The organism is Variovorax sp. RKNM96, from assembly GCF_017161115.1.
Lineage (GTDB): Bacteria > Pseudomonadota > Gammaproteobacteria > Burkholderiales > Burkholderiaceae_C > Variovorax.
The window spans coordinates 2,852,416-2,874,409 of the sequence record NZ_CP046508.1 but is presented as its reverse complement, the minus strand read 5'-3'; the positions used below and the strand labels follow the sequence as shown (position 1 = coordinate 2,874,409).

Here is a 21,994-nt window from a genome sequence, read left to right as displayed (position 1 = left end):
AGAACCCGCCATGACATCCGTCTCCGGACAGAAGATCTTTCGCATCCGCCGCGACTACAACGCCTGGGTCGCGAACGAGACGCTGGAGGACTACGCGCTGCGCTACACGCCGCGCAGCTTTCGCAAGTGGTCAGAGTTCCGCGTCGCCAACGCGGCGTTCGGCGCCACCTCGTTCCTCGCGCTGGAGGCCATCGGCGGGGCCATCGCGCTGAGCTACGGCTTCTCGAACGCGCTGTGGGCCATCCTGGTGGTGGGGCTCATCACCTTTCTCACGGGCCTGCCGATCTCGTACTACGCGGCGCGGCATGGCGTGGACATGGACCTGCTCACCCGCGGCGCGGGCTTCGGCTACCTGGGCTCCACGCTCACCTCGCTGATCTATGCGAGCTTCACCTTCATCTTCTTCGCGCTGGAGGCGGCCATCCTTGCGCTCGCGCTGCAGATGTACCTGGACTGGCCGCTGTGGCTGCTGTACCTGGTGTCGTCCATCGTGATCATTCCGCTGGTGGCGCGCGGCATCACGCTCATCTCGGGATTGCAGCTGTGGACGCAGCCGATCTGGATCGTGCTGTTCGTCTGCCCCTTCATCGCGGTGATGGTGAAGAAGCCGGAGCTCTACGCCGACTTCACCGGGCTCGTGGGCCGCACCTCCGACAGCAGCGGCTTCGATCCGTTGATGTTCGGCGCGGCCGCCACCGTGGCCTTCTCGCTCGTGGTGCAGATCGGCGAGCAGGTCGACTACCTGCGCTTCCTGCCCGAGAAGACCGCCGCCAACCGCGGCCGCTGGTGGACCGCGGTGCTGGTCGCGGGCCCGGGCTGGATCGTGCCGGGCATGCTCAAGATGATGGGCGGCGCCTTCCTCGCGTTCCTCGCGCTGCAGCACGAGATACCGGCCGCGCATGCCGTCGAGCCGACGCAGATGTACCTCACGGGCTTCTCGTATGTGCTGCGCGATCCGGCGTGGATCCTCGGCGTCACGGTGCTGTTCGTGGTCGTCTCGCAGATGAAGATCAACCTCACCAACGCCTATGCGGGTTCGCTGGCCTGGTCGAACTTCTTCGCGCGGCTCACGCACAGCCACCCGGGACGCGTGGTGTGGCTGGTGTTCAACGTGGCCATCGCGATCCTGCTGATGGCGCTCGGCGTATTCGCCGCGCTGGAGCATGTGCTGGGCTTCTACAGCAACATCGCCATCGCATGGGTGGGTGCGCTGGTGGCCGACCTCGTCATCAACAAGCCGATGGGCTGGAGCCCGAAGACCATCGAGTTCAAGCGAGCGCACCTGTACGACATCAATCCCGTGGGCCTCGTCGCGATGCTGGTCGCGGCGGCGCTCGCGATGCTCGCGTACTCGGGCGCGCTGGGCCTATGGGCGAAGGCTTTCTCGCCCTTCATCGCGCTTGCAACGGCCATGGCGGTTTCTCCGCTGCTCGCCTGGAAGACGCGCGGCCGCTACTACCTTGCGCGCACCGACATCGACCGCTGGGCGCCGGGCCAGAGCGTGAAGTGCTCGGTGTGCGACAACAGCTTCGAATCGGAAGACATGGCGCACTGCCCGGCCTACAGCGCACCGATCTGCTCGCTGTGCTGCACGCTTGAATCGCGCTGCCACGACCGCTGCAAGACCGACTCGCGCGCCGCCGAGCAGATGAGCGGCTGGCTGCAGGCGCTGCTGCCGCCGGCGCTGTCGGCGCGGCTCAACTTCCGCGTGGCGCATTACCTGCTGGTCGCCACCTCATTGATCGCGCTGCTGGCCACGGTGGTCGGCGTGGTTTACGCGCAGGAGGCCATCGCGGGCACCAGCGACCCGACCCTGGCCACGGCCTTCCTGAAAGTGTTCGCGCTGCTCTCGGTGGTGGCCGCGGTGGCCGCGTGGTGGGTGGTGCTGGGCAGCGAGAGCCGGCAGATGGCGCAGGAGGAATCGAACCGCCACAACAACCTGCTTGCCCTGGAGATCGAAGCCCACCGCCGCACCGATGCCGCGCTTCAAACGGCCAAGGAAGCCGCCGAGGCCGCCAACCAGGCCAAGACGCGCTACGTCGCAGGCATGACGCACGAGCTGCGCACGCCGCTCAACAGCATCCTGGGCTACTCGCAGATCCTGCTCAAGGGCGATGCCGTCGCACCACCGCGCGAGGCCGTACAGACCATCCACCGCAGCGGCGAGCACATGCTCGGGCTCATCGACGGCTTGCTCGACCTCGCGCGCATCGAGGCGGGCCGCCTGCAGCTGGAGCCGGCGCCGCTCGCGCTGCCCGCCTTTCTCGACCAGCTCGTGCACATGGTGCGGCCGCAGGCGGAGAGCAAGGGCCTGGCCTTCGTCTACACGCACGCGGGGCAGTTGCCGTCCTGGGTGCATGCCGATGCCAAGTGGCTGCGGCAGATCCTCATCAACCTGCTGACGAACGCGGTGCGCTTCACCGACAGCGGCACCGTCACGCTGCATGTGGACGCGCGGCGCGAGGTGCTGCGCTTCGACGTGGTCGACACCGGCATCGGCGTCGCGCCGCAGGACCACCTGCGCATCTTCGAGCCCTTCGAGCGTGGCGCCGCGGGGCGCCGGCGCGGCGAGCCGGGCACGGGGCTGGGCCTCACGATCACCGCACTGCTGACTTCACTGATGGGCGGCGAGCTGGTGCTGGCGCAGACCTCGCCCGCGGGCAGCACCTTCAGCGTGCGCGTGTACCTGCGCGAGGTGACCGACCCGGGCCCGCAAGCCAGGGGCGGTGCCTTCCGGCAGCCGGTGTCGGGCTACATCGGCGCACGCCGCACGCTGCTCGTGGTGGACGACCAGCCCGTGCAGCGCCAGATGCTCGCCGGCATGCTGATGCCGCTGGGCTTCGAGATCCGCGAGGCTGCGAGCGGCACCGAGTGCCTCGACAGCCTGCGCGAGGAACTGCCCTCGGCCATCCTGCTCGACCTCACGATGGACGACATGGACGGCTGGCAGACCGCCACCTCGGTGCGCGCCTCGGGCTTCGGGGACATCCCGATCATCATCGTCTCGGCCAACATGTTCGAGAACCAGGCCGAGCGGCTTCGCGCCGCGGGTTGCCAGGCCTTCGTCGGCAAGCCGGTGATCGAGTCGGAACTGATCGCCACGCTGGAGCGGCACCTGAGCCTCGAATGGCTGACAGCCAACGACGCGATGCCGCCCGCGAGCGAAGAAGAAAGCGCGGCACGACCGCCGCAGCTCGTGCTCTCGGAAGACGACCGCGCCGAGCTGATGCGCCTCGTGCAGATGGGCCATGTGCGCGGCCTGCAGACCGCACTCGACCGGCTCGCCGCTGCATCGCCCGCTGCGGCCGCCACCTGCACATGGCTGCGCGGCATGGTCACCCGTTTCGAACTCGACAACCTCCGCAACGCACTGGCAGAAGATGCAGACACTCCCCTTGCCCAGCCATGAATCCGAACGCCCCGTGGTGCTGGTGGTGGACGACGCCCCCAGCAGCCTGGGCATGCTGTGCGACACGCTGGAGGCCAGCGGCTACACCGTGCTGGTCGCAGCCGACGGCGAGGCCGCGTTGCAGCGGCTCGAACTGGTGGTGCCCGATGCGATCCTGCTCGACGGCCTGATGCCCGGCCTCTCGGGCTTCGAGACCTGCCGACGCATCAAGGCCAACGCGGCGCTCGCGCACATTCCGGTGCTGTTCATGACGGGCCTTTCGGAAACCGCGCATGTGGTCGAAGGCTTCGAGTGCGGCGGCGTCGACTACGTGGTCAAGCCCATCCGCGCGCAGGAGGTGCTGGCGCGGCTCCACACGCACGCGCGCAATGCCCGCATCACCCGCATGGCGCGCGATGCGGTCGACGTGGCCGGCATGGGCGTGGTGTTCGTGGACACGCGCGGACGCATCGCGTGGCGCTCGCCGCAGGCGGCGCTGTGGCTGCATGCGCTCGAAGACCCGGTGTCGCCGGGACTGCTGCCGCAATCGCTCGAGGCGGCGCTCGTGCCGGGCGCGGCGATCGTCATCGGCACGGCCACGGGCATGCGCCTGTCGGTGCGCAACCTGGGCGCGGCGGCGCTCGGCGAAACGATGCTGCTGTTCGCGATGCAACGCGACGGCGCAGCGGGCGCTTCGTCCGCACGGCTGGCCGAAGCGGCCCTCACGCCGCGCGAGACCGAGGTGCTGTCATGGCTCGCCAAGGGAAAGACCAACCGCGACATCGGCGAGATCCTGGGCACCAGCCCGCGCACCGTGAACAAGCACCTGGAGCACATCTTCGAGAAGCTGGGTGTGGAGACCCGTGCGGCCGCGGCGGCACTGGCGAGCGGGCAACTGGTGTGAGTTGCCCGAGGGGGTGGGTACCTACACCCCGGGTTTTCCGGTCATTGAATGCACGGGCATTGCTCTGCAGAATGCCCGAATCAACGCAGAAAAAACCGGAGAAAGAAATGCTCTCGAACCTGCTGCCGCACGCTTCGCCCGAAACCGCCTACCGGCAGAAGTTCCTGAACAACCAGGACGAGAACCTCTTCATGGGCTCGTTCGAAAGCTTCGCCGCCGCAGAGGCCGGCGCGCCGCCCTCCAAGGCCGTCGGCTACGACCATGCGGCAGCCGCCAATCTCTACAGCCCACAGATCTATTTCTACGACTACCCTGGCCTGTTCTGGCTGGGCCGTTCGATCGACGCGGGCCTCACGCGCATCTTCGACCTGGGCGGCCACATCGGCATCAAGTACTACGCGTTCCGCCGCGTGCTGACCTATCCCGACAGCCTGCGCTGGACGGTGTGCGACGTGCCCAGCGTGATCGAGAACGGCCGCGCCGTCGCCGAGCAGCGCGAGGTGACCGCCCAGCTCGCCTTCACCACCGACTACCGCGAAGCCAGCGGCTGCGACGTGCTGTATGCCTCGGGCAGCCTGCAGTACCTGACGGTGCGCATCGACGAGATCCTGTCGTCGCTGGCCGTGAAGCCCCGGCGCATCGTTCTGAACACGACAGCCGTGCACCCCGAGCGCACGATCTACACGCTCAACAGCATCGGCGTGGCGGTGTGCCCCTACCGCATCGAACACCACGACGGCCTGCTCCAGACGCTCACGCGCTCGGGCTACCGCAAGCGCGACGTGTGGCGCAATGAGGGCAAGCTGATCGAAGTGCCGTTCGTGGATGGCGGGGACCTGCCCTACTACGCGGGCTGCTGTTTCGACCTGGCCTGAGGCTGCCCTCGGCTCTCAGACCGCGAACAACGAATCCAGGTTCGCGAACGACTTCATCTCGATCGCATTGCCCGAGGGATCGAGAAAGAACATCGTCGCCTGTTCGCCCGGCTCGCCCTTGAAGCGGATGTAGGGCTCGATCACGAACTTCGTTCCGCGCGCGACGAGCTTGTCGGCCAGCGACTGCCATTGGTCCAGCGGAAGGATCGCGCCGAAGTGGCGCACGGGGACGTCGTGGCCGTCGACAGCGCTCAGGGCCTTGTGGCCGCATTCGTCGGGCGCGAGATGCGCCACGATCTGGTGCCCGTAGAAATCGAAGTCGACCCACTGCGGCGCGCTGCGGCCCTCGGGACATCCGAGCAGTTCGCCGTAGAACGCGCGGGCTTCGGCGATGTCGCGAACGGGGAAGGCCAGGTGAAAAGGGATGCGTGTGTGGGGGATGCTCATGGGATTCGTCGCATTGAAGGGATCGGGATGCCGAGACTTTAGGCAACGAGTCTCATAACCGAAAGCGATATATTTCCTCGCTGAGCCCCAATAATTTCGATGATTCAACCATGATCAACGAACTCCAGACCTTCATCACCGTTTGCCGCCACGGCACCTTCGCCGCGGCGGGCGAGCGCATCGGCCTCACGCAATCGGCGGTCAGCAGCCAGATCAAGCGCCTCGAGGACAGCCTGGGCTTCGCGCTCTTCGACAGGACGGGGCGCTCCGCCACCTTGAATGCCGCAGGAGAGACCACGCTGGCGCGCGCCGAGGAGATATGCGCCCTCTACGCAAAACTGGGCGACCTGCCCGACGACGCCGCGAACCGCGGGTTGCTGCGCATCGGCGCCATCGCCTCGGCACAGCCGACGCTGGTTGCGCGGGCGCTTTCGCGGCTGCGGAAGAGCCTGCCGCTGCTGCGCGTGCACGTCTCGCCCGGCGTGTCGATGCGGCTGATGGACGACCTGGATGCGGGCAGCATCGATGCGGCAGTGATCATCCGGCCGCCCTTCGGCCTGCTTCCCGACCTGTCGTGGCAGCCGCTGGTGCAGGAGCCCTACGTGCTGATCGTGCCGGCGGACGTGCCCGGAAAGGATTGGCGCATGCTGCTGCAGCAGCAGCCCTTTCTCCGCTACGACCGCGCCTCGTTCGGCGGGCGGATGGTCGAGCGGTTCCTGCGGCGCGAAGGGCTGCAGGTGAACGACTCCGTCGAGGTGGACGAGATTCCCGCCCTCATCCACCTCGCCGCGAAGGGGCTGGGCGTCGGCCTCGTCCCGCTGGTCGAAGCGCATCTGCCGCTGCCGCCCGGCGTTCGCACGCTGTCGCTCGGCGAGCACACATTCCATCGCGAAGTCGGCCTGCTCCAGCGCAAGCCGCGAGCCGGGTCGCCGGTGGTCGCTCAGCTTGCGCAGTGCCTGGAGGAAGCCGCTCGCTCCGTAGTAACCATTAAATCCCTGAAGGCCGATTGACAGCTCCGGCCTCTACGATGGCAACGGCAGGCAGCGCCCACGCTGCCGCCCTCTTCCTCCAGGAGACATCGTGAAGCCCCTTTCCTTTCTCACCCGCCGCGCCGCACTCCCGCTCGTCGCGGCCCTCGCGCTCGCCGGTTGCGGCAGCTTCGGCAACAAGCCGGCCGCCGGCGACATCCACGTCATGACCTCGGGCGGCTTCACCGCCGCGTACAACGAACTGCGCCCCGAGTTCGAACGCAGCAGCGGCCGCACGGTGAAGACGGCCTACGGCGCCTCGATGGGCAACGCGCAGGACTCGATCCCGAGCCGCCTCGCGCGCAACGAACCCGTCGACGTCGTGATCCTCGCGCGGCCGGCACTCGACGACCTCGTCGCCAAGGGCAAGGTGGTGGCGGGCAGCCAGGTCGACCTCGTGCGCTCGGCCATCGGGTTCGCGGTGCGCAAGGGCGCGCCCAAGCCGGACATCAGCACCGTCGATGCGCTCAAGCGCACGCTGATCGCGGCACCGTCGATCGCCTACTCGGCCAGCGCGAGCGGCACCTACTACGAGACCGAGCTGCTCAAGAAGCTCGGCATCGAAGATCAGGTGAAACCCAAGAGCAAGCGCATCCTGAGCGAGCGCGTCGGCACCGTCGTCGCGCGCGGCGACGCAGCGCTGGGCCTGCAGCAGGTGAGCGAGCTGCTGCCCGTCGCGGGCATCGACTACATCGGCCCGCTGCCCGCCGAGGTGCAGCAGAACACGGTGTTCTCGGCCGGCATCGCCACCGCGTCGAAGCAGCCCGATGCGGCGCGACAGCTGATCCGCTATCTCAACTCGCCGGCGGCCGCGCCCACCATCGCGAAGACCGGGCTGGAGCCGCTGACGGCGCGTTGATCGGCACGTTGGCCGGATGAAGGTTCGCCGCATGCCGGCACTCGTAAACTGTTGCCCATCTCTCCTTCCTCTTCCGACGAACGGACGCCATGACCCAGCCTTCCCCCGCCCTTGTTTCCGCCTTCGCGCCCAACGGCACGCTGCGCGCCTCGATCAACCTCGGCAACCCGATCCTCGCCAACAAGGACGCCGCGAGCGGCGAGCCGGTGGGCGTGTCGATCGATCTCGCGCGCGAGTTCGCGCGGCGCCTTGGCGTGGGCATCGAGCTCGTCGTGTTCGAGAAGGCCGCGGCCTCGGTCGATGCGGTGAAGAACGAGAAGGCCGACATCGGCTTCTTCGCCATCGATCCCGCGCGCAGCGAAGGCCTGCGCTTCACCGCGCCCTACGTGCTGATCGAGGGCAGCTACCTCGTGCCCGCATCGTCGGCACTGACCGACAACGCACAGGTCGATGCCGAGGGCCATCGCATCTCGGTCGGATCGGGCAGTGCCTACGACCTGTTCCTCACGCGCGAAATCAAGCACGCCGAGATCGTTCGGCTGCAAGGCGCCGGCCCCGCGCTGGCCGCGCTGCGCACAGGCCAGGTCGAAGTGGCGGCCGGCATTCGCCAGCTGCTCGAAGGCGAGGCGCAGCGCGCACCGGGCGTGCGCGTGCTGCCGGGCCGCTTCATGGTGATCCAGCAGGCCATGGGCACGCCGGCCAGCCGCGGTGCCGACGCGCAGGCGCTGCTCGCCGCCTTCGTCGAAGAGATGAAGGCGAGCGGCTTCGTCGCCGATGCGCTGAAACGCCACCGCATCGAAGGCGCGATCGTCGCGCCTGCGGCCTGACGCGGCCTGGCGTCAGAGCTTGAAGGCTTCCACCGGCCCCTGCGAATAGAACAGGAAGTACCCGGTCTCCGTCTTGAAGCTGTTCTTCTGCCACCCCGGCGGCACCTTGAAGATCGCGAGCTGGTCGCTCGAGACGCCGACGAACTTCGTGTTCTCGCTGTCGGTGGTGATCTTGGTCCAGCGCTCGCGCGTCACCGGCTGCATCTGCATCTTGGGTTCGCTCCACTCGGGCGTGCGCACCTTGTCGCGCATGATGTAGCGGTCGCCCTGGCGCTCGATCTTCACGACCTCCTTGAGCGCGCCGTTCTTCTTGATGGCATAGATGCCGACCAGCTCGGCTTCCGGTCCGCCACCCGCGCCGCAGCCGGCCAGCAGCGAGACGCAGGCGCCCGCCACGATGTACTTGATTGGATTTTTCATGATGGTCATGGTGTGAGGCATGAGCCGCCGGACGCGCCCGAAGGCGTGCCCGGCCGGCATCACGCACAGGTCACGAGGCTCAGCGCTTGTCGTTCTCGCGCAGCTTCAGGCTGCCCTGGAAGCGCAGTGCGTGCGGGTACTCTTCCTTCTCGCCCGCATCCACCGCCGCCATCTTCTGCTGGCTCAGCTGCGTCTTCGCGAGCAGCGGCGCCGGCAGGTTCAGCACGCCCTTGATCTGGTCGTACTGCGCCTGCGTGATGCGGCCCACGCTCAACAGGCGGAACGCGTCGCGCTCGATGTTCAGCAGGAGTGGCTTGTTGGAGGCGAAGTTCTGCGCCTTGGCCAGCAGGTCGCTCCACGACTGCGCGCTGTAGTTGCTCACGTAGTAGTCCTGCCCGGTCGGCCCGGCTAGCACCGCCGTGCAACCCGGCAGCTCCAGCTGCACCGCGTTGTTCGACATCACGAAGGTCTTGCGTTGCTCCATCGCGTTGCCATACGCCAGCGTGACGGGGATGGTCCACGTCGAGGCCGGGAACTGGTTCTGGTTGGGGAACGACTCCTGGCTGATGTTCACGTAGGTGCGGTCGCCGGCGCATTGCGCGTCCACCGTCAGCAGCGGAATCCCCGTCTGGCGGATGAGGCTGTCGCCGATGTCGCTCACCTTCTTGTCGGTGGCCTTCTCCAGCGAACTCCACAGCCGCGACGGCGTGACGTTGCCGTACGCGTAGTCCTTCAGGTAGATCTGCAGTCCCTTCTGCATCGCCTCTTCGCCGATGTAGTTCTGGATCGTCTCCAGCACATGGCTGCCCTTGTTGTAGACGAAGATCGACGGGCTGATGAAGCCGAACGAACCCGCGTCGTTCAGGTTGCGCTGCACCGGCACCGCGGTGTTCTTGAGGTCCGCCACGATCACGTTGTGCTTGTCCAGCACGTAGTCCGAGAAGCTGTAGTACTCGGGGTGGAACTTGATCGTGGTGCGGCGTTCGAACCAGCGCGCGAACGATTCGTTGAGCCACACGTTGTCCCACCAGTCGAGCGTGACCAGGTCACCGAACCACTGGTGCGCCACTTCGTGCGTCACCACCGTCACCGAATACAGCGTGGGCTTGTCGCCCGGCTTGGTCAGCACCGAATCGGCGAACTCGAAGATCGAGCCCCAGTTCTCCATGCCGCCGAAGCCGGTGTTGGGCTTGTTGTTGTAGCTGTCGTTGGCCGCGACGGTGTCGAACTTCTTGAAGGGCAGCGGAATGCCGGTGTACTTGTAGTAGTAGTCCATCGACACCTTGGTCCACTCCATTGCGAACTTGGCCCAGTCGGAGCGGCCCGGCGGCGTGAACCAGCGCAGCGGCATGTCGCTGCCATCGAGCGGGTTCTTGAAGGTGTCCGCGAGAACGTCGAACTTGCCGCCGCCGAAGAAGGTGAGGTACATCGGCATCGAAGGTGTCTTCTCGAACGACACCTGCTGGTAGCCGTCGGGCAGCTTCACCGCCGACTTCTGCGCGCCGTTGGACACGGTCTTCCAGTCGCCCGGCACTTCGGCCGAGATCTCGAAGGTGTGGCGGAAGGCCGGCTCGTCCCAACCCGGGAACCACTGCCGTGCGTAGTTGGTCTCGCCCTGCGTCACGATGGCATCGCTGCTGACGCCTTCGGGCGTGGACAGGCCCACCTTGAAGATGCCGGTGGCGGCCGAACAGAACGGGTTGCGCGCCATCTCCGCGGGCGGGCAGTACTCCGCATCGGAGAACTGGATCTTGCCGTCCCACTCCATGTGCAGCAGGTACTTGCCCTTGGCGATCTGGCCGTCGTTCAAACGCAGCTGCACGAAATCGCCGAGCGTCTGCGGCGTCGGGATCAGCGGGATCGCCTCGCCCGGATTCGACACCTTGCGCAGCGTGGTGCGGCCCTTGGCGAAGTTCAGGTTGTGTGCGGCGACCACGATCGCATCGACGGGCTTGAGCACCTCGATCTCCACATCGCCGCGGCCCACGAAGGTCTTGAGTGCTGCATCGGGACGGAACCACAGCTTGTAGTTGCTCGGCCAGACGGTGTCGGGCAGTTCCATCGGCTTGGCAGACCTGTCGACCGCGGACACGGCGGCCGGTGCGGGCACGCCGTCGTCCGGTGTCTTGCCTGTGCTGTCGGATGCGGGGCCGGAGGTGATCGGACTGGAAAGGCCGACACCACCGCCACCGCCGAACGAAGAGCCACTGTCGCCGCCGCCTCCGCAAGCCGTGATGACGGCAAGGGTCACAGCAGTGATGGCAAGATGATTCACGAGGGAGTAATTGAGTTTTTTCATGATCGCCTTTTGGTAAGGACATTGCGCTGTCCTTGCACGCATCGGCGGGTAGCCGGTGATGCGCAGACACGCGCGGTAATGGAAGAACGACTGACGCTGCGAACAGGCAGCACCGCACCCTCCCGGCGAACGACACGTTCGTCAGGACAAAACGGAACCACCGGAATTTTTCTTAAGTCGATAGGCCACGTGCAAGTGAATGCACGTGCGACACCAAGCCACGCTGCAAGCTATGCAGGCGGCCCCAGGATGCGGGGGGTGATGGCGTCCATTCCCGTCGATGCGCGGGTGAATGGGATGCGAGGGGATCGGGCCTTGAGGCGGCTGTATGCCTTAGTACCCGCGCATCGGCGCCGGCCGTTCATGCGCTGCAGGAACGACACGCGCTGTGCTCGTCGGGATCTGAATTCTTGCGGCTCTTGTCGTTGAAATCACGCGCATTCCCTCGTCCGTTGAATGCGCTCAGTTGTAGCTGATCGAATGCGACATCTCAACGACTCGCGGAACTTTTCGCTCTCAAAATGTTCGCGTGCCATACGACGAATGGAGTCACCGCATTCGATGCATGTCGTGCGGTACGAAGATGGTTCCGTGGACCGCGACGCATGTGCGGCTTCACTACGAGAACTCGTAGTCATCGAGTGTGACGATGCAGCCACACTCCGTGCCTCAAGGCGATACAGGCGCTACAAAACCTGTGAATGCGCAGCGCTCGACGCGACACGCGTGCGTTCGCGCAACCACAGCACGAAGCCGCAGCCGAACACCACGACCTGTGTGCCGATCAACAGCGCGAAGCCCGCGAAGAAGCCGGATGCGGAGGCGGCCGATGCAGCGGCCGCACCCGATGCCGATGAGCCGTGCGACACCGCGCTGATCACGCCACCCATCAACGCCGGCATGAAGCCCGCCACGAGGCTCCCTGCCCCATTGGTCACGCCGAACGCGCTCGCGGTGTGCTCGGGCCGGGAGCAGTACTGGATCGTGCTCGGGATCGCGGGGCTCTGCAGTCCCCAGAAGAAGTTGGCCGCAACGAGGCAGCACGCCGCCGCATACGGGTCGTGCGCGTTGATGGCCATGAGCACCGACAGCGCCACGCCCACGCTCGCACCCATGAAGATGAAGGGCACGTGCTCGCGTTCGATCCTGTCGATGAGCACGCCGCTCACGAGCACGGCGAGAACTGTCGCGTACTGCGGCAGCGAAGCGAGCCAGCCCATCTCGCGCAGCGAGAAGCCGCGCGCCTCGTGCAGGTACGTGGGCAGCCAGTTGCTGCTGCCCCAAAGGTAGGCGAGCGCCGCCGATGTGAGCAAGGTGATGAGGAAGAGGTGCCGCGTCTGCAGCGCGCCCTTCACGATCGCACTCACACGCGCCATCGCTTCGCCGAGCGACGAGGGCCGCGCCGCATCTTCCTTGCCGGGCGGCATGCGAACGAAAGCAAGGACCAGCGGAATGCCCAGCACGATGTTCATGATGCCCAGCACATGGAACGAGGTGTCCCACTCGAACTGCGCGAGCAGGTAGCCCACCAGCGGATAGCCGATGGCCAGGCCAAGGCCCGTGCCCATGTTCACGAGTGCATTGGGCTTGCCGTTCTCATGGCTCTGGAAGTGCGCCTTGATGTACGACGAGGCCAGCGAGAACAGCGGCCCCTCCGACACGCCCAGCAGAATGCGCGAGGCCAGCAGCAAGCCGTAGCTGTTGAACATCGGCGAAGCCCATGTCACCACGCCCCAGAGAATCAGCCCGTAGACCAGGCTGCGCCGCACACCGAAGAGCGCCGAGCAGAACGGCGTGAGCACGAAGGCCGACACCCCATAGCCGAGCATGAACGCCGTCGCCAGCAGGCCCTGGCTCACGCGGTCGCTCGCCGCGAGGCCCACGTGGTCCAGGAACGCCTTGTCGGTGATGAGCACCGCGATGTTGATGCGGTCCACATACGAGATCGCGACGATCACGAACAGCGTGATGACGCCGTACCAACGAAAGTGTTTGCTGGGCATGGGGTGCTTCTTCTGCTGAGGAGAGCTTGCGCCTAGAACATGTGGCGCATGCCGAACTCGGTACCGCTGGAGGCGCGGTTAGGCGCCGTGATCACGCCCGAGAGCGCCTGCGTGGCACCGTTGCTGTTGCTGATGCGTGCGATGGTGGCGTAGAGCGCCGTGCGCTTCGAGAGGTTGTGCACATAGCCGATGGCCAGCTTCGACGAGGTGGGCTTCAGTGCTGCACCTGCAGGCTCGAGCCGGTAGCGCGCATACGAACCCTTGATCTCGCCGACGCCGATGGGCAACTGGAAGCCGATGAGTGCGCCCTTGGCATCGGTCGTTCCCTTCGACTCGGTGTACAGCTCGCTCGTGAGCTTGAGGTTCATGAGCGACGGACCGAAGGTGTAGGCCGCGCCGAGGTTGGTCACGCGCAGGTCGCCGCTCGCATAGCGCGTCTTGCCGGTGGCAAGCGCGATGTTGAGGCCGCCGCTCTGGTAGCCGAAACGCAGGCCCGTGTGGTTGCCGTCGCGCTTGTTCGACACCAGCGTGCCCGGCAGCACCGAGTTCGAATCGTTCTCGCCCATCGCGTACATCACCTGCCCGTAGAAGCCGCCGAGCGATGCCGGCAACAGGTAGCCGATGCTGTTCGATGCGCGTGTGCCCGTCGGCGCCACCAGACCGCCGAGGCCCGAGAAATAGATCTGGTTGGCGCCAATGCCGCTGCCCGTGCCGAAGGGATCGAAGATGGCGGTGTTCCAGAAGGCAGGCACGTAGTCGCGACCCAGGCGCAGTTCGCCGAACGGACCGGCGAGGCTCACCGTCGAGCGCCGGTTGAAGCTCAGCACGCCCGCGGTGCCGTTGCCGCTGGCCTGGTTGTTCGAGTTCGACGGGAAACCTATCGCGCTGTCGTTCTGCAGGCCCATCTCGAGCCAGAAGTTGGCCGAGTAGCCGCCGCCCAGGTCTTCGGTGCCGCGAAAGCCGAGGCGGCTGAACATGTTGCCGCTGTTGGACAGCTGCGTCTTGTGGGCCGATCCGTCGCCGCTGCCACGCGTGTAGGTGACGGCTGCATCGACCACGCCGAAGAGCGTGAGGGAAGATTGGGCCAGCGCTCCGCCAGCCGTGCTGGCCGCAGCCAGCGCGATCAAGTAGTTTTTCAATGGATGTCTCGGTTGGTTTTTCTCTGGCCGCAGCCTCAGATGTCCAGCACCAGCCGCTCGCCCTTGCAGCGAGAGACGCAGATCATCATGGTCTTGTTGGACGCACGTTCGATCTTGGTGAGGATGCCGTCGTGGTGCTCGACTTCGCCTTCGAGCACCGCTGTTTCGCAGGCGCCGCACACGCCCTCTTTGCAACTGTGGTCGGGGTTGAGCCCGGCGTCGATCAGGCTGTCGAGAATCGACTTGCCGGCCGGCACCTCGACGCTCTTCCCGCTCTTCGCGCACTGCACCACATAGCCTTGGGTGGCGCTGGGCGCCTCCACATGCACCGCGGCAAAACGCTCGATGTGCGCGTTGGCGCAGCCGAGCTGCTCGCAGCTCTTCTCGAACGCATCGAGCATCGGCGTCGGGCCGCAGCAGTAGTAGTGGCTGGTGCCGCCCTTGCCGGCCAACAACGCCGCGAGGTCGGGCGGTGCGCCCTTCTCGTCGTCGAAATGCCAGGTGAGCTGGATCGACTTCTCTTGCGCGAGCGCCTCGATGGCCTCGCAGAACGCGGCCTCCTTGCGGGTGCGCGCGCAGTACAGCAGCTCCACCGGCTGGCCGATGGCCACGAGCCGCTGCAGCATGCACCAGATGGGCGTCACGCCGATGCCGCCGGCCACGAGCACCGAGCGCTCGGCGCCCTCTTGCAGCTTGAAGTTGTTGCGCGGCGCCGAAATCGGCAGCGTCATGCCCACGCGCAGTTGCTGGTGCACGTAGCGCGAGCCGCCGCGGCTCTTGCGGTCGTTGAGCACGCCGACCACATAGCGCTGGCGGTCGCTGGACGGGTTGCACAGCGAGTAGCTGCGCACCAGCCCGTTGGGCAGGTGCAGGTCGATGTGGGAGCCGGCCTCGAAAGCCGGAAAGTCCACGGCGGGCGTGGCCGGCCGGAACTCGACACTGACGATGCCGTCGGCCTCGTAGCGCATCGTGTGCACGAGGGCGTTCAGCGTGGGAGAAGACATGGGCGTACTCGCTTCCCTGTCAGGCCGTGGCGGTCTCTGCAGCTTCCGCCAGCTGCGCCTGCGCAAGGTTGCGCATGTGGCGGCGCAGGCGAACGATGCCCAGGTCGTGCTGGTACAGGTTCTCGTGCTGGTTGGCGTCGGCCTCCATCTCCTCGAGCATCACGCGGTCCTGCTCCAGCACATGCCAGTGGCGCGCCTCCAGGCGGTTCTTGTAGAGGAAGCGCCAGGTGTCGCGTTCCCAGCCCTTCGGGAGCTTGCGCACGCGCCAGAAGAACGTGGCCGTCATTCCCTTCACGATCGGCGAGAAGGCCCCGACGATGATGAAGTTGCCGCCGGGGCCGCCGGTCTTCGGGTACGGGATTTCGAGCCGCATCCAGTGGATGCCGGTGTCGGCCCATTCGGTCCAGTCGAAGTTGACGTTGCGCTGGCCTTCCTTCTCGAACACGAAGCCGATGTCGGTCGGGCGGATGCCGAACTTGGCGGACGAATCGCCCTCGGCCATCGAATGCGACTGCTTGTGCAGGTACGTGCCGTGCATCGGGTCCATCACGTTGTCGAGCACGTAGCGGTAGTCGCCCTTCCACTCGGTGTAGCAAAGGAAGCTGCCGTACTCGGCGTCGTCGGTCAGCTGCTCGGGCAGCACCAGCGGCGGCGGAACGTCGACGGGCTCCTTCGAGTTGTAGAGGAACACGGCACCCGCACGCTCCTGCACATGGAAGTGGCGCGTGGCCTTCGACCCTTCGAGCTTGCACCCGGGGCTGCCGGGCACGCGCATGACGACGCCGTCATGCCGCACCTCGACGCCGTGGTACGGGCACGAGAGCCGGTCGCCCAGGATCACGCCTTGCGACAGCGGCGCGCCGCGGTGCGGGCAGCGGTCTTCCAGCGCATGCAGCACGCCTTCGCCATCGCGCCAGAGCGCGATCTTGCGGCCGAGGCGCCGCAGCGAGATGGGGTTCTCCTTGATGAAGTGCGAGGGGCAGATCGGGTACCAGAGGTCTTTGAGGCCGATCTCCAGCAGATGGTCGACCGGATCGGCGGGAACGGGGGTGATGGCGATGGTCATGGGGTTCCTCTCACACTTTCTCTGAGGCCAGCGTGGCCATCTCTTTGCGGTACAGCGCTTCGGTCCAGGGCTGACCGCCGGGCGTGGCGAGGCCGCTGTCGTTCAGGCGCTGCACGAGGCCGCCGAGGTCGTGGATGCCGTCGGCAAAGGCGCGCTCGATCACGTCGCCCAGCAGGTCTTCGTAGGTGGTCGCGGGGCGCTGGCGCGCCTGGTGCGGTTGGAGATAGCGGTCTTGTTGCATCGTGGGCCTCCGGGGGTGAGGTGAAATGAAATCAGGCGGTGGCGGCGACAGGCGCACCGAGCGGCACGGCCCAGGCGTCATAGCCGTAGACCCAGTCCGCATTGCCACCTTCGCGCAGCCAGTTGTTGCCGCGCGAGCCGAGCTGCACCTGGCTGGCGCGCGCTATGCGGGCTTTCTCGTAGTCCTTGAGCGCATCGGCCGCATCGGCCATCGCCACACCTTCGAGATGGCGCGACAACACGACGGCGTCTTCGATCGCCATGCCCGCGCCCTGTGCCATGAAAGGCAGCATCGGGTGCGCGGCATCGCCGAGCAGCGCCATGCGGCCCTCGGCCCACGCGGGCATCGGATCGCGCTCGTACAGCGCGGTCTTCAGCACCGTGTCGCAGGCATCGAGCAAGGCCCGCGCCTCGGGGTGGTAGGCCACGTACTGCTCGCGCAGCTCGTCGACGCTGCCGGGCGCGGTCCACGATTCGAGGTGCCAGGTGTCCTGCGGCGTGGTCGCGAAGATGAAGATGTCCTTGCCGCGGTTCAGCGGGAAGGTGACGATCTGGCTCTGCGGATTCGGCCCCCACCACTTGGTGAAGGCGCCGAGGTTGGGTACGCCGGCCACGCGCTCTGCGGGCACCACGGCGCGGTAGGCGACGATGCCGGTGAAGCGCGGGCTCTCGGCGCCGAACATCGCGGTGCGCACGCATGAATGGATGCCGTCGGCACCGAGCAGCACGCCGACGCGGGCGCTGGTGCCATCGGTGAACGAGAGGCTCACGCCTTGCGCGTCCGCAGCGATCTTCTCGGCGCGCTTGCCGAGGGCGACGCGCTCGGCCGGGAACATGTCGGCCAATGCGGCCAGCAGGTCGGCGCGGTGGATGGTGAGCTGCGGTGCGCCGTAACGTTCTTCCGCCGAATCGGCCATCTCCAGGCGCGAGGTTTCCTCGCCGGTGTCGTAGGTGCGGCTGATGCGGTGCGACGGGCGCGCCGCCGTCACTCGAGCCGCTTCGCCGACGCCCAGGCCATCAAGCGCGCGCACCGCGTTGGGCGTGAGGTTGATGTCTGCGCCGACGCGGGCGAACTGCTTGGCCTGCTCGAACACGACCACGTCGTGCCCCGCGCGCCGCAGCGCGATGGCAGCCACCAGGCCGCCGATGCCGGCACCGACGATGCCGATGGTGGATTCGCTTGTCTTCATGGATGTCTCTGCCTGTTCCTGCATGCGGCTCACTCGGCCACGATGTTGCGGGCCTTGATGATCCGGGCCCACACTGCTGTTTCGTCGCGGATGTGCGCGGCGAACTCCGAAGGCTTCATCGCTGCATCGGTCATGCCTTGCAGCTTCAGGCGCTCGCGCACATCGGGCTGGGCCAGCATCTGCGCCGCGTCTTTCGCGAGCTGCTCGACCACGGCGGGCGGTGTGCCCTTGGGCGCCAGGAGGCCGTACCACGAGGTGACCGTCACGCCCTGGATGCCCTGCTCCGCCAGCGTCGGGATGTCGGGTGCCGCCGCGCTGCGCGTGGCCTCGGTCACGCCCAGCGCGACGAGCTTGCCGTTCTTGATGAAGGGCATGGTCGCGGGCAGGTTGCTGAACATCAGTGGCACCGAGCCGCCGAGCACGTCGTTGAGCGCGGGCGCCGTGCCCTTGTAGGGCACATGCAGCAGGTCGATGCCGGCCTGCTGCTTGAACAGTTCGCCCGCCAGGTGAAGGCCGCTACCCACGCCCGGCGAGGCGTACGACAGGGTGTTGGGCTTGGCCTTGGCCATCGCCACCAGTTCCTTCGCGCTCTTGATGCCCGATGCCGGCGAGGCCACCAGCACGTTGGGCGCCTTGGCGAGCATGGTGACGGGCACGAAGTCCTTCTCGATGTCGAACGGAAAGTTCGGGCTCAAGGTCGGGTTGATCGTGAGGTTGCCGGCCGGCACCACGAGCAGCGTGTGGCCGTCGCCCTTGGCGCGCTTGACCTTGTCGATGCCGATGTTGCCGGCTGCGCCCACGAGGTTCTCGACCACGGCCGCCTGGCCGTAGCGCTTGGCAAGGCCGTCGGACAGCACGCGTGCGAGCGTGTCGACCGGGCCACCGGGCGGGAATGGCGAGACGATGGTGAAGCGGTCGCTGGAGAGCTGCTTCTGCGCATCGCTCTGCGCGTACGCCGGCATGGCAACGGCGGTTACGGCGGCGAGCAAAAGGGAGAGGGAAAAACGTCGTTGCATGGTGTTCGAGGCCGTCATTTCTTCTCGGTGAGGAAAGCGCCCTTCGGGCCTTCCGCGTTTTTCTGGCGGCGCGTGTTGCCGTCCAGGCCGCCATCCACCGCCCATTCGGCGAAGACCGTTGGACCGGGCTCGAACTCGCGCGGCTGCCAATCGGCCGTCAGTTGGTCTTCGTCGGCGTAGTACTCGATGAGTCCACCGGCCGGGTTCTTGAAGTACCAGAAGTACGCCGACGACACCGGGTGCCGGCCCGGGCCGAGTTGCGTCTCCCAGCCGCGGCGCGAAAAGTGCAGGCCACCGCCGAACACCTCGTGGATGTCGCGCACGGTGAACGCCACGTGGTTGAGCCCGCGCTTGCCCGAGGGAATCTGCAGCAGGAACAGGTCGTGGTGACCGCCTTCTGCTGCACAGCGCATGAAGGCGCCGCGGTTCGGGTAGCTGTCGGACGAGACGAAGCCGAAGCGATCTGCGTAGAACGCGCTGGTGCTCACCACGTCGCCCACGAAGAACACCACGTGGCCAACCTCGATCGGCGTTGCACGGTCGTAGATCGGCGCGGGCTGGTTGACGCGCAGCTTGGCGTTCCATGTGTTCATCGCACCGCAGTCGACATCGACCGCGTGCTTGCGGCTGACCTGCAGGCGCACGGCAAGGCCGTTGGGGTCGATGCAGCCAATGCGGCGTGCGCCATCGACGGTGCCGTCGAAGAAGGCCGGGTCTTTCGAGATCGCAGCGGCATATCGATCCAGGTCCGCATCGCTCTCCACGCCCCAAACCACCTCGCGCAGCGTCGGGCCCTCTTCCATCGCGGGCGGCAGGCCCGCCCTGTCCAACGCCGCGACGACAACCTTGCAGCCGTTGAGGCACTCGAAGACGAGTTCGTCGGCGGTTTCCGACTTCAGTGCGAGGCCCCAGTCCTCGAAGAACTGGCGGCAGGTGGGCAGGTCGTCTGCCCCGTAGGTGATCTGGTCGATGCCTAGAACGCTCATGGTGGTGTCCTCTTCAGTTCGCCCACGGGAGCGGTTGATCGTTCGTGCCCCAGTACATGCTCTTCTGCTCCATGTACTGGAAGATGCCTTCGCGGCCCTTCTCGCGGCCGAGGCCGCTGTCGCGCCAACCGCCGAACGGCGTGGAGACCGAGAACTGCTTGTAGGTGTTGACCCAGACGGTGCCGGCCTGCACCGCGCGGCCGAGCTTCCAGGCGCGCTTGAAGTCGCGGCTCCACACGCCCGCGGCCAGTGCGTAGACGCTGTCGTTGGCCTGCGCGATCAGCGATTCCTCGTCATCGAAAGGCATCGCGACGAGCACCGGGCCGAAGATCTCTTCCTGGCTGATGCGTGCGCTGTTGTCCAGGCCTTCGATGATGGTCGGCTTGTAGAAGTAGCCGTTGTCGTAGCCGGCACCGTGCGGGCGCACGCCACCCGTGCGGATGCGGCCGCCTTCGGACACCCCCAGGTCCACATAGCGCTCGATGCCTTCACGGTGCTTCGCCGTGATGAGCGGCCCCATCTGCGTCTGCTCCGAGGCGGGGTCGCCCACGCGCAGCGCATTGGCGCCTTCGGCCAGCCGCGTGAGGAACTCGTCGTAAATGCTGCGCGCAACAAAAAGCCGCGAGCCCGCAATGCACGACTCGCCCGAGGAACTGAAGATGCCGTACAGCACGCCGTTCACCGCATGGTCGAGGTCCGCGTCGTCGAGCACCATGGTCGGCGACTTGCCGCCCAGCTCCAGCGACACCGGCATCATCTTGTCGGCCGCGATGTGCGCGATGTGCTTGCCGGTGGTGGTGCCGCCGGTGAACGACACGCGCTTGACCAAGGGATGCTTGGTGATCGCATCGCCGATGACCGAGCCCTTGCCCGGCAGCACGCTCACGATGCCCTTGGGCACACCGGCCTGCTCGCAGATGCGCGCAAGTTCCAGCGCCATCAGCGGCGTGACTTCGGCGGGCTTCACGACCACCGCATTGCCGGCTGCGAGCGCGGGCGCGAGCTTCTGCGCTTCGCTCGCGATCGGCGAGTTCCACGGCGTGATGGCGGCGACCACGCCCATGGGCTCGTGCACGCTCATCGTGACGAAGGCGCCGCGCGACGGGGTGATGGTTTCTTCGAGCGTCTCCAACGCGGCGGCGAAGAACTGGAAAGTGCCCGCCGCGCTCGCCACGAGGTTGCGGGTTTCGTTGATCGGCTTGCCGTTGTCGAGGCGCTGCTTCTGCGCGAGCGATTCGCTCTCTTCGCGGATCAGCTGCGCGACGCGATGCAGCACGGCCGCGCGCTCGTGCGGCAGGCGCTGCGCCCAGCCGCTGGTGCGAAAGGCGTGGTCGGCGCGGACGATGGCCTCCTCGACGTCGGCGAGGCTCGCGGCCTTCAGGCGCGCGATCGGCTCGCCCGTGGCCGGGTACAGGCTTTCATACACATCGCCGCCGCCCAGGCGCCATTCGCCGGCAATGCAGATCGGGAGAAGTTCGGAAGAAATCATGGGAAGCAATTCAGATGGCGAGTGCCGCGACGCGGTTGCGCAGCGCGCGCACCGCGCTGTAGACGGTCAGCGCGGAGGTCTTGGGATTGGCCGCGAGCGGCTTGTTGCGCATGGTCAGCTCGAAGCTGCCGAAGGCGCCTTCGGCTTCGACGGTGTGCACGTTCTCTGCGGTGGCGGGGTCGGCGATAAGGCGCACCAGTGTCTTGTCGAGGCCGAGCCCCGCGAGCGAAACGGTAGCCGCGACATTGGCGTTCTTCGGGTACAGCAAGGCGGCTTCGCGCGCGCTGCCTTCAAAGATCACGGTGGCTTGCGCGAGCGTGTCGAGGTCGCGCCCCTGTTCGGCCGGCGTGCCCTTCCAGGCCTTTGGCGGCTTGCGGCCGGTGTAGCGCACGCTGTCCAGGCCACCGATGCGGGCGGCGGCGAGCGCATCGATCCCGCCGATGGCGCCGGGAATCAGCTGCACCTGCGTGCGGCCGGCGACAGCGGCGGCTTCGAGCTTTTCAGCGAGACCCGCAGCCGACAACGCGCCGACCGAAGCGACCACGCAGGGCGTGCCGCGCGCGAGCGCCGGCAGCACATGCTCTTCGATGGCGGCATGGCCCGCGGTCTCGACCACGAGGTCGATGCCGGCAACGGGCACCGTGCTCAGCACCTCTGCGCCAGGCGCGGCCTTCTGCGCGGCGGCCATGCCTTCGGCGGGCACGACGATGGCCGTCACCCTCAGGGCCGGATCGTCCCGCAGCAGTTCGAGCACCGCGGTGCCGATGGCGCCGCAGCCGACGAGTGCGATGCGCGTGGTGGCAGTCATGTTCTT

At 66.8% G+C, this 21,994-nt stretch carries 19 protein-coding genes; 6 read left to right on the top strand and 13 right to left on the bottom strand.

What is annotated here, in order from left to right:
• Positions 1–10 precede the first annotated feature (10 nt).
• The 3 genes from GNX71_RS13235 (at position 11) to GNX71_RS13225 (ending at position 5,167) form a co-directional block, all read left to right on the top strand.
• Positions 11–3,409, top strand: a complete 3,399-nt coding sequence (locus GNX71_RS13235; protein ID WP_241027258.1) for an ATP-binding protein — start codon at positions 11–13, stop codon at positions 3,407–3,409.
• On the top strand, positions 3,381–4,292 hold the full coding sequence (locus GNX71_RS13230) for a response regulator transcription factor (RefSeq protein ID WP_206178737.1): 912 nt from the start codon (positions 3,381–3,383) through the stop codon (positions 4,290–4,292). The genes GNX71_RS13235 and GNX71_RS13230 overlap by 29 nt, the downstream gene beginning before the upstream one ends.
• Before the next feature lie 107 nt (positions 4,293–4,399).
• Positions 4,400–5,167 carry a TIGR04325 family methyltransferase gene (locus GNX71_RS13225; protein WP_206178736.1) on the top strand — a complete coding sequence of 256 codons (768 nt, stop codon included), beginning with the start codon at positions 4,400–4,402 and terminating at the stop codon, positions 5,165–5,167.
• Positions 5,168–5,182: 15 nt separating this feature from the next.
• Here the strand turns inward: GNX71_RS13225 and GNX71_RS13220 are convergent, their stop codons facing one another.
• Positions 5,183–5,614 carry a VOC family protein gene (locus GNX71_RS13220; RefSeq protein ID WP_206178735.1) on the bottom strand — a complete coding sequence of 144 codons (432 nt, stop codon included), beginning with the start codon at positions 5,612–5,614 and terminating at the stop codon, positions 5,183–5,185.
• 110 nt (positions 5,615–5,724) lie between these two features.
• On the opposite strand from GNX71_RS13220, the gene GNX71_RS13215 reads away from it, so the two are divergent.
• The 3 genes from GNX71_RS13215 (at position 5,725) to GNX71_RS13205 (ending at position 8,328) form a co-directional block, all read left to right on the top strand.
• Positions 5,725–6,624, top strand: a complete 900-nt coding sequence (locus tag GNX71_RS13215; RefSeq protein WP_206178734.1) for a LysR family transcriptional regulator — start codon at positions 5,725–5,727, stop codon at positions 6,622–6,624.
• Positions 6,625–6,694: 70 nt separating this feature from the next.
• Positions 6,695–7,501, top strand: a complete 807-nt coding sequence (locus tag GNX71_RS13210; protein ID WP_206178733.1) for a substrate-binding domain-containing protein — start codon at positions 6,695–6,697, stop codon at positions 7,499–7,501.
• A gap of 89 nt (positions 7,502–7,590) precedes the next feature.
• Positions 7,591–8,328 carry an ABC transporter substrate-binding protein gene (locus GNX71_RS13205; protein WP_206178732.1) on the top strand — a complete coding sequence of 246 codons (738 nt, stop codon included), beginning with the start codon at positions 7,591–7,593 and terminating at the stop codon, positions 8,326–8,328.
• Positions 8,329–8,340: 12 nt separating this feature from the next.
• Here the strand turns inward: GNX71_RS13205 and GNX71_RS13200 are convergent, their stop codons facing one another.
• The 12 genes from GNX71_RS13200 to GNX71_RS13145 all read right to left on the bottom strand — a co-directional run bounded on the left by GNX71_RS13200 (position 8,341) and on the right by GNX71_RS13145 (position 21,988).
• On the bottom strand, positions 8,341–8,748 hold the full coding sequence (locus tag GNX71_RS13200) for a hypothetical protein (protein WP_206178731.1): 408 nt from the start codon (positions 8,746–8,748) through the stop codon (positions 8,341–8,343).
• 79 nt (positions 8,749–8,827) lie between these two features.
• Positions 8,828–11,047 (bottom strand): M1 family metallopeptidase, encoded by a 2,220-nt coding sequence (locus GNX71_RS13195; protein WP_206178730.1) that lies wholly within the window; start codon positions 11,045–11,047, stop codon positions 8,828–8,830.
• Between the two features lie 686 nt (positions 11,048–11,733).
• Positions 11,734–13,050 (bottom strand): MFS transporter, encoded by a 1,317-nt coding sequence (locus tag GNX71_RS13190; protein ID WP_206178729.1) that lies wholly within the window; start codon positions 13,048–13,050, stop codon positions 11,734–11,736.
• Between the two features lie 32 nt (positions 13,051–13,082).
• On the bottom strand, positions 13,083–14,189 hold the full coding sequence (locus GNX71_RS13185) for a porin (protein WP_206178728.1): 1,107 nt from the start codon (positions 14,187–14,189) through the stop codon (positions 13,083–13,085).
• 35 nt (positions 14,190–14,224) lie between these two features.
• The gene (locus GNX71_RS13180; protein ID WP_206178727.1) at positions 14,225–15,193 is read right to left on the bottom strand and encodes a PDR/VanB family oxidoreductase; all 969 of its coding nucleotides are present in this window, start codon (positions 15,191–15,193) and stop codon (positions 14,225–14,227) included.
• Positions 15,194–15,212: 19 nt separating this feature from the next.
• Entirely contained in the window at positions 15,213–16,259 is a 1,047-nt protein-coding gene (locus GNX71_RS13175) for an aromatic ring-hydroxylating dioxygenase subunit alpha (protein ID WP_206178726.1), read from the bottom strand.
• A 10-nt stretch (positions 16,260–16,269) separates the two neighbouring features.
• The gene (locus GNX71_RS13170) at positions 16,270–16,500 is read right to left on the bottom strand and encodes a recombinase-like helix-turn-helix domain-containing protein (protein WP_206178725.1); all 231 of its coding nucleotides are present in this window, start codon (positions 16,498–16,500) and stop codon (positions 16,270–16,272) included.
• Between the two features lie 31 nt (positions 16,501–16,531).
• A complete protein-coding gene (locus tag GNX71_RS13165; RefSeq protein ID WP_206178724.1) occupies positions 16,532–17,689 on the bottom strand; it encodes an FAD-dependent monooxygenase in 1,158 nt (385 codons plus the stop codon).
• Positions 17,690–17,718: 29 nt separating this feature from the next.
• The gene (locus GNX71_RS13160) at positions 17,719–18,705 is read right to left on the bottom strand and encodes a tripartite tricarboxylate transporter substrate binding protein (RefSeq protein ID WP_206179458.1); all 987 of its coding nucleotides are present in this window, start codon (positions 18,703–18,705) and stop codon (positions 17,719–17,721) included.
• A gap of 14 nt (positions 18,706–18,719) precedes the next feature.
• Positions 18,720–19,691 carry a VOC family protein gene (locus GNX71_RS13155; RefSeq protein ID WP_206178723.1) on the bottom strand — a complete coding sequence of 324 codons (972 nt, stop codon included), beginning with the start codon at positions 19,689–19,691 and terminating at the stop codon, positions 18,720–18,722.
• 13 nt (positions 19,692–19,704) lie between these two features.
• Entirely contained in the window at positions 19,705–21,180 is a 1,476-nt protein-coding gene (locus tag GNX71_RS13150) for an aldehyde dehydrogenase (RefSeq protein ID WP_206178722.1), read from the bottom strand.
• A gap of 10 nt (positions 21,181–21,190) precedes the next feature.
• Complete coding sequence (locus GNX71_RS13145) at positions 21,191–21,988, bottom strand: aspartate dehydrogenase (RefSeq protein ID WP_206178721.1); 798 nt, start codon at positions 21,986–21,988, stop codon at positions 21,191–21,193.
• Positions 21,989–21,994: the final 6 nt, after the last annotated feature.

What these genes read in the sequence shown, in the direction of transcription:
- GNX71_RS13235 (WP_241027258.1), top strand. Translation starts at nt 11, where the DNA reads ATGACATCCGTCTCCGGACAGAAGATCTTTCGCATCCGCCGCGACTAC.
- GNX71_RS13230 (WP_206178737.1), top strand. Translation starts at nt 3,381, where the DNA reads ATGCAGACACTCCCCTTGCCCAGCCATGAATCCGAACGCCCCGTGGTG.
- GNX71_RS13225 (WP_206178736.1), top strand. Translation starts at nt 4,400, where the DNA reads ATGCTCTCGAACCTGCTGCCGCACGCTTCGCCCGAAACCGCCTACCGG.
- GNX71_RS13220 (WP_206178735.1), bottom strand. Translation starts at nt 5,614, where the DNA reads ATGAGCATCCCCCACACACGCATCCCTTTTCACCTGGCCTTCCCCGTT.
- GNX71_RS13215 (WP_206178734.1), top strand. Translation starts at nt 5,725, where the DNA reads ATGATCAACGAACTCCAGACCTTCATCACCGTTTGCCGCCACGGCACC.
- GNX71_RS13205 (WP_206178732.1), top strand. Translation starts at nt 7,591, where the DNA reads ATGACCCAGCCTTCCCCCGCCCTTGTTTCCGCCTTCGCGCCCAACGGC.
- GNX71_RS13200 (WP_206178731.1), bottom strand. Translation starts at nt 8,748, where the DNA reads ATGAAAAATCCAATCAAGTACATCGTGGCGGGCGCCTGCGTCTCGCTG.
- GNX71_RS13195 (WP_206178730.1), bottom strand. Translation starts at nt 11,047, where the DNA reads ATGAAAAAACTCAATTACTCCCTCGTGAATCATCTTGCCATCACTGCT.
- GNX71_RS13190 (WP_206178729.1), bottom strand. Translation starts at nt 13,050, where the DNA reads ATGCCCAGCAAACACTTTCGTTGGTACGGCGTCATCACGCTGTTCGTG.
- GNX71_RS13180 (WP_206178727.1), bottom strand. Translation starts at nt 15,193, where the DNA reads ATGTCTTCTCCCACGCTGAACGCCCTCGTGCACACGATGCGCTACGAG.
- GNX71_RS13175 (WP_206178726.1), bottom strand. Translation starts at nt 16,259, where the DNA reads ATGACCATCGCCATCACCCCCGTTCCCGCCGATCCGGTCGACCATCTG.
- GNX71_RS13170 (WP_206178725.1), bottom strand. Translation starts at nt 16,500, where the DNA reads ATGCAACAAGACCGCTATCTCCAACCGCACCAGGCGCGCCAGCGCCCC.
- GNX71_RS13165 (WP_206178724.1), bottom strand. Translation starts at nt 17,689, where the DNA reads ATGAAGACAAGCGAATCCACCATCGGCATCGTCGGTGCCGGCATCGGC.
- GNX71_RS13160 (WP_206179458.1), bottom strand. Translation starts at nt 18,705, where the DNA reads ATGCAACGACGTTTTTCCCTCTCCCTTTTGCTCGCCGCCGTAACCGCC.
- GNX71_RS13155 (WP_206178723.1), bottom strand. Translation starts at nt 19,691, where the DNA reads ATGAGCGTTCTAGGCATCGACCAGATCACCTACGGGGCAGACGACCTG.
- GNX71_RS13150 (WP_206178722.1), bottom strand. Translation starts at nt 21,180, where the DNA reads ATGATTTCTTCCGAACTTCTCCCGATCTGCATTGCCGGCGAATGGCGC.
- GNX71_RS13145 (WP_206178721.1), bottom strand. Translation starts at nt 21,988, where the DNA reads ATGACTGCCACCACGCGCATCGCACTCGTCGGCTGCGGCGCCATCGGC.